Below are 5,311 nucleotides of genomic sequence, written 5' to 3' on the forward strand. Positions count from 1 at the left end.
TAAAGTTGTAGCTACCTGAAACAAATCACAAAATTGCGATCTCTCAATTACCCATTCACTAAGTAATGTATGATGCATGAATCATATGGCAGATAAATGATCCTGTTCGGCGGTAGCGTGCCCGATGCTTGTCTTGGACTCCTTGAGCGCGCCATAACAAAGCAATCAAGGTGACCCGTTACACTCGGCGGTTTTGGTATGAAGTTTGGTGTACTTTGTTGGTTCAGTGCGGGGCACCTTATTGCAGGCGTTAGCAGTAGGAGGTTTAATTGCCAATTTATTGTATTTATAGTGATAAGTTTGTAGAAGAAAGTGAATTGACGAGAGAGCATATAATTCCCCTTTCAATGGGGGGAATGGATGGCTTTGAAATCCTTGTTGAAAGAGAAGCCAACAAAAGAATTGGTTCAAAAATTGACGGCAAAGTTGCAAATGATCCATTTATTGCACTTGATAGGAAGAATGCTCAAGTAAAAGGACATAGTGGTAAATTGGCGCAACCTGTCTGGAAAAATGTTCGCGTAGGTGAGGAAAATGAGCCACTTCAAATTAGATTTAACGCTCCGGGTGATACAGAGCATTGGTGTCCTAAAAAGCGAGCAGTAGTAGATACAGCTTCACTTGCGGGTAAAAGGGCGCAAATACAACTTCAAATCGACAAAATAACCCCACTAATATTTTTGGCTAAAGTTGCATTGGCTGCAGGCTACCATGTCTATGGTGAAACATTCAGAAAGAATGTCGATATAGTATCACTACAACAATTAATTTCTGCTGATGAAAACAAAAGAAAAGATGTATTGCTCTCTAGCAACCTTCGTTTTGTCGATAGATTCCTTCAAGAGGAAAAGGATGCTGGGGATATCTTTTTATTTACAGAAATTGGGGCTTTGAAATCATGCTCTACCGTTACACTAATGCAGTGCCAAGATAATTTTATTATTTCGGTTTCGATTCTGGGTAAATTTCTAGGGTCTGTTAATGTCGAAGCTAGAATGGATGATTTTCCTTATGAAGGTTTACATCGCCAAGGTCATGTTGTCTTCTTAGATCGCGAAAATGGAATAGAGACAATGTCATTCTATGATGCTGTATGTTTGGTAGGTGAAAAGCATGGAATCTACCCGTAAAACTGCTAACAAGGCAATCAAGGTGACCCGTTACACTCGGCGGTTTTGGTATAGAGTTCGGTGCGCTTTGTTGGTTTTGCGTGGGGCACCTTATTGCAGGCGTTATGTACTTTAGAGAAGTCAACTATGTGTAGATGTTGTGAAAAGAACGTACCAATAGAGCGACCTAGAGTTTGTCCGGAGTGTCGTCATGTATTCAAAGGTAATGGTTGGGACGGAATTGATGCGCATTGGAAGGCAAAACATGAAGGTATCATGCCCTATAAAGCCTTTTGGGACTCCTTGTGTAAAGAGCACAAGCGATAAAGTTTAGATTGAGGTGAGTATGAGCGGCATAATTTCTATTATCAGAGCGAACCTACAAGGGCTGTTGAAGCGAAAAACAGAAAACCCTGACGCTCCTTCGTATGAGGCTAGTTATCAAGAGCAGCTAGAGATAGCTAAAAACATGAACGTAAAACATACGAAGAGTTCAAAGACAAGTAGCACGCACGTACATAACAAGTAGCTAAATAGGGACACAAAACGCTTGGCGGCAACTAAGTCTGGTGTTTACTATCGCTAATAGTTGGTTTTGGTGGTAGCACTTTGTGCCCATTACTGCGCCGTTATGTACTAGGAGATAAAATGTTCGAGTTTTCACAAATGGTGAGAGATATTTTTCTCGAAAATAGGGAAAATATTGATCTTCCATTTTTCTATAGTTTCCCCCAAAATAGCTGCGAGAGCGCATCTTATTTCTTAGCTGCTCTTTTGGCTCAAAGGTTCCCTGATAAAAAGTTCTTAGTTGTTCACGGTTATCAGCATTCATCAGATGAGCATCACTATTGGATTGAGGTTGATGGTAAGGTCATTGATATAACTGCTGACCAATTTGCCAAAGTTTGCAAGCCTATCTATGGTGCATACTCTCATCCGCTTGAAAGTAAGTTTGTACCGTCAAGCAAAACGGAAGCTGTTGAAGGCATTAATCGCTTTGATCTTATTGAGGTAGAGCGTAAGAAAGCGGTTTGGGGGCAAATTAACGCTCTTGTTGATCAACGTACATAACAAAAACATCAAGTTGACGCGTTTTACTCGGCATTCTTGGTGTGGAGTTAGGTGTGCTTGGTGGGTTCATCGTGGCGCAACTTATGTTAGGCGTTATGCATTTATACAGTAGAAGGTACTGAATGAGTAAAAAATATATTTTAACTTGTGTAATAAGTGGTCTTCTGTCGTTGTTGGCTTTTATAAATTGTTTAATATTGATAGATGAGGCTAGCCTGTGGAGTATCTCTTATGCTTTGTTCACTTTACTAGGTGTATCAGGAACTGTTTTATCAATGTACAAAGTAAAGTATGGTCATTGGTTGCTCATTTCATTCTATTGCATTCAGTTAGTTCAAATTAAAGGAGAACTAGCAAGCTTTAATTTTACACCAGGTTTTGCGGTACCCATTGGTTTCGTTATTGGGACAAATAGTGTGCCAGTAAATGAGCATGTTGGTGTTGGAATTAACATTGTGGCTGTCGTGCTATTAGTGATGTGCATTAGATGGTTAAAATTTAAGGATTCGACTTTGAGTTCATAAACATATGTATTGGTCGTGATTTCACGGACTAATGCATAACAAAGCAATCAAGGTGACCCATTACACTCGGCAGTTTTGGTATGGAGTTCGGTGTGCTTTGCTGCTTTCGTGCGGGGCACCTTATTGCAGGCGTTAAATCTTTAATGGCAATTTTAGCAAATTTTATGAAGGGTTTAGTGTAATAAAACGTAATGTATTGATATTACATTGAACAATAGGAATGAAGTTATTATTATCTAAGTTTGATTTTTATTTTTGTAAGCAAAAAGTGATGGGGGCTTGGTTAAGATTAAAAAATGACACTATAAAAATGTGCACAGCGTTAAAAAAAGCAACAGCTACAGGGTTGGGCTCTGTATTTGGGTTAATATTGTCTTCTTTGGTATCTTTGATTACTAACAATAATAATGCTTATGCTCTGGGTTTTTTGATGTTTATTATGTTGTTGGTGTTCATTTATTACATTAAATATGTGAATAAAGAAAAGAAAGATAGAAGTTCTAGTGCCGATTTTAAAGAGCTTATCAAACGAGATGGTGTAAGGGCTTTATTTAATTCCACCATCTTTTTGTATGCTACTGTTGAAATATTATTATCGACGAAAGGCATTTTGAGCCTTTGGAGTAATAGTTATTATGAATCTCTTTCTGATGGCCTTAAGAAAAGTGTAATTATATATAATCCAGAAGTTAATATATTGTTGATGATTGCAATGACAACTTTCTTCTATATTACGATAAATACAACAATTAACTATATAAATATAGATTGTGAGCAAAAATGATTTAACAAGGCAATCAAGGTGACCTGTTACACACGGCGGTTTTGGTATAAAGTTTGGTGCACTTGGTAAGTTAGCCGTGGGGCACCTTATTGCAGGCGTTATAAGCAGTAATTAATTTACTTTATTCATAGAAATGTAAGTATCATGAAGAAGATAATAACTTTAATATTGATAATAGCTTCAACAGAGGCTATATCTTCAGATAAATGGTTTTCGATGTCACGACATGGAGATTGTGCACCATTATCAATGCTAGCTGAAAAAATTGATGAATTTAAAGGTGTCCAAACTCCAAGCCAGTTGGTACAAAGTTATAATAAATCTGGTCATAAGGCTGTAATGAAAGATTTTCGAGAGCTTATGCTTAATGAATCTGAAAATACAAAAGAAGCTCTTAAGGCTGAAACGCCACCAGAAGGAACCGTTTATCAAATAATTATTGATGGTAGACCTCAATGGTTGCTATTAGAAGAAAGTCGTTGTAAGCAAGTTTTGTCCGGGCCAAGCTAATTGTTGGATTCGATTTTTCAATATAGACGTTAAACCATTTTGCTTATAACAAGGCAATTAAGGTGACCCGTTACACTCGGCGGTTTTGGTATTGAGTCTGGTGTGCTTTGTTGGTTTAGCGTGGGGCACCTTATTGCAGGCGTTATGTACTTATCAGTTATCAAATAAGTAGTAGGAGTTGATAGTGACAAAAATTGGTACACTATTTGGTGGGTTGAAATTCCCTTATATTTCACCTATTCAGTTTACAGATATCATGATGGACTCATTTGTTATCCAGACTGAAAATGTAATTGATTCTGAGATCGAAAAATTCAAGGAACATGGACCTAAAGAAGAAGTAATTGAGATCTGTGCAGAAGAGGGTATCTACGAATACATCGAGCATTATTGTGGTCTAACAAGCCAAGAAGTTATGTTAGATGAGATTTTTACGGAGTACTTTCCTAGTTTAAATCGCCGGTCGGCTTTTCAGACCATATACAGTACATACGAAGTTGAATTGCAAGCTCTATGTTGTCGCTATCATCCAGATGTGGGTGGCAAGAAGTTCAAGCGTTACGATGGCTCTGGTATTGTAAAAGTACATAATTTTGTTAAGCAGCACTTTCCAAATCTGGAAGACTCTCCTGAATGGAAGGCTATCGATCAATTACGTATATTAAGGAACAACTGCGTACACAATGATGGGCGAGCATACAAAGCTAATGGAACCCCGATCCAAGACATAGATAGCTTAATTCAACAACATTCCAACTTATTTCATCATGATGGTATTCAAGATGTTGATGGTGAGGGGAATGTTATTAAGTACTCTAGTGGTGGAGTGCGTCGAAAGGGGCGTAATGTGTTATTTGAAAAAGGCAGCTTGCAATATGCAATTAACGCTTTTAAAGAATACGTAAAGGTTGTGAATAGAGAGTTCACTAAGCTTAAAGAACGTACATAACAAAAGCATCAAGGTGACGCTTTACACTCGGTTGTTTTGGCGTGGAGTTCTGTGCGCTTGGTTAGTTAGTCGTGGCGCACCTTATGCTAAGCGTTATATTTTGCTCGAAGAATTTCGTCGAAAGTTGGTTAAATGGACAGGAAAGTTTAGATTTATATTTTTGTTTCAGTTTCATGTGTGATGATATTGGAGTGATAATGGACGGTGAATCATTTGTTCAACTAGTAAAAGAAGAAGCTAGAGATTTCTCTATAGATTGGTCTGAAGGGAATCAGTCTGGTGTCTCAAGTGATACTCAAACATGGTTATCAAATCTGTCTGCGAGTGAGCAGCTATTTGTGCGTGAAATTGTTACTGAAGCAAT

The 5,311-nt window shown here is 37.9% G+C and carries 6 protein-coding genes; all 6 read left to right on the forward strand.

What is annotated here, in order from left to right:
- The first annotated feature begins 269 nt into the window (after positions 1-269).
- The 6 genes from L4D19_RS29990 (at position 270) to L4D19_RS30015 (ending at position 4,947) form a co-directional block, all read left to right on the forward strand.
- Positions 270-1,130, forward strand: coding sequence for a hypothetical protein (locus L4D19_RS29990; RefSeq protein ID WP_428455435.1), 861 nt, complete (start codon positions 270-272; stop codon positions 1,128-1,130).
- Positions 1,131-1,757: 627 nt separating this feature from the next.
- Positions 1,758-2,180, forward strand: coding sequence for a hypothetical protein (locus L4D19_RS29995; RefSeq protein WP_428455436.1), 423 nt, complete (start codon positions 1,758-1,760; stop codon positions 2,178-2,180).
- Between the two features lie 122 nt (positions 2,181-2,302).
- Positions 2,303-2,704, forward strand: coding sequence for a hypothetical protein (locus tag L4D19_RS30000; RefSeq protein ID WP_428455437.1), 402 nt, complete (start codon positions 2,303-2,305; stop codon positions 2,702-2,704).
- 220 nt (positions 2,705-2,924) lie between these two features.
- Positions 2,925-3,488, forward strand: a complete 564-nt coding sequence (locus L4D19_RS30005; RefSeq protein WP_428455438.1) for a hypothetical protein — start codon at positions 2,925-2,927, stop codon at positions 3,486-3,488.
- Between the two features lie 144 nt (positions 3,489-3,632).
- The gene (locus tag L4D19_RS30010) at positions 3,633-3,998 is read left to right on the forward strand and encodes a hypothetical protein (RefSeq protein WP_428455439.1); all 366 of its coding nucleotides are present in this window, start codon (positions 3,633-3,635) and stop codon (positions 3,996-3,998) included.
- A 184-nt stretch (positions 3,999-4,182) separates the two neighbouring features.
- Positions 4,183-4,947, forward strand: coding sequence for a hypothetical protein (locus L4D19_RS30015; protein WP_428455440.1), 765 nt, complete (start codon positions 4,183-4,185; stop codon positions 4,945-4,947).
- Positions 4,948-5,311 lie beyond the last annotated feature (364 nt).

The sequence above is a fragment of the Photobacterium kasasachensis genome (assembly GCF_050336885.1).
Lineage (GTDB): Bacteria > Pseudomonadota > Gammaproteobacteria > Enterobacterales > Vibrionaceae > Photobacterium > Photobacterium kasasachensis.

Bases quoted from the DNA above. Each gene is read 5' to 3' on its own strand.
- L4D19_RS29995 (WP_428455436.1), top strand. From the start codon at position 1,758: ATGTTCGAGTTTTCACAAATGGTGAGAGATATTTTTCTCGAAAATAGG.
- L4D19_RS30000 (WP_428455437.1), top strand. From the start codon at position 2,303: ATGAGTAAAAAATATATTTTAACTTGTGTAATAAGTGGTCTTCTGTCG.
- L4D19_RS30005 (WP_428455438.1), top strand. From the start codon at position 2,925: ATGAAGTTATTATTATCTAAGTTTGATTTTTATTTTTGTAAGCAAAAA.
- L4D19_RS30010 (WP_428455439.1), top strand. From the start codon at position 3,633: ATGAAGAAGATAATAACTTTAATATTGATAATAGCTTCAACAGAGGCT.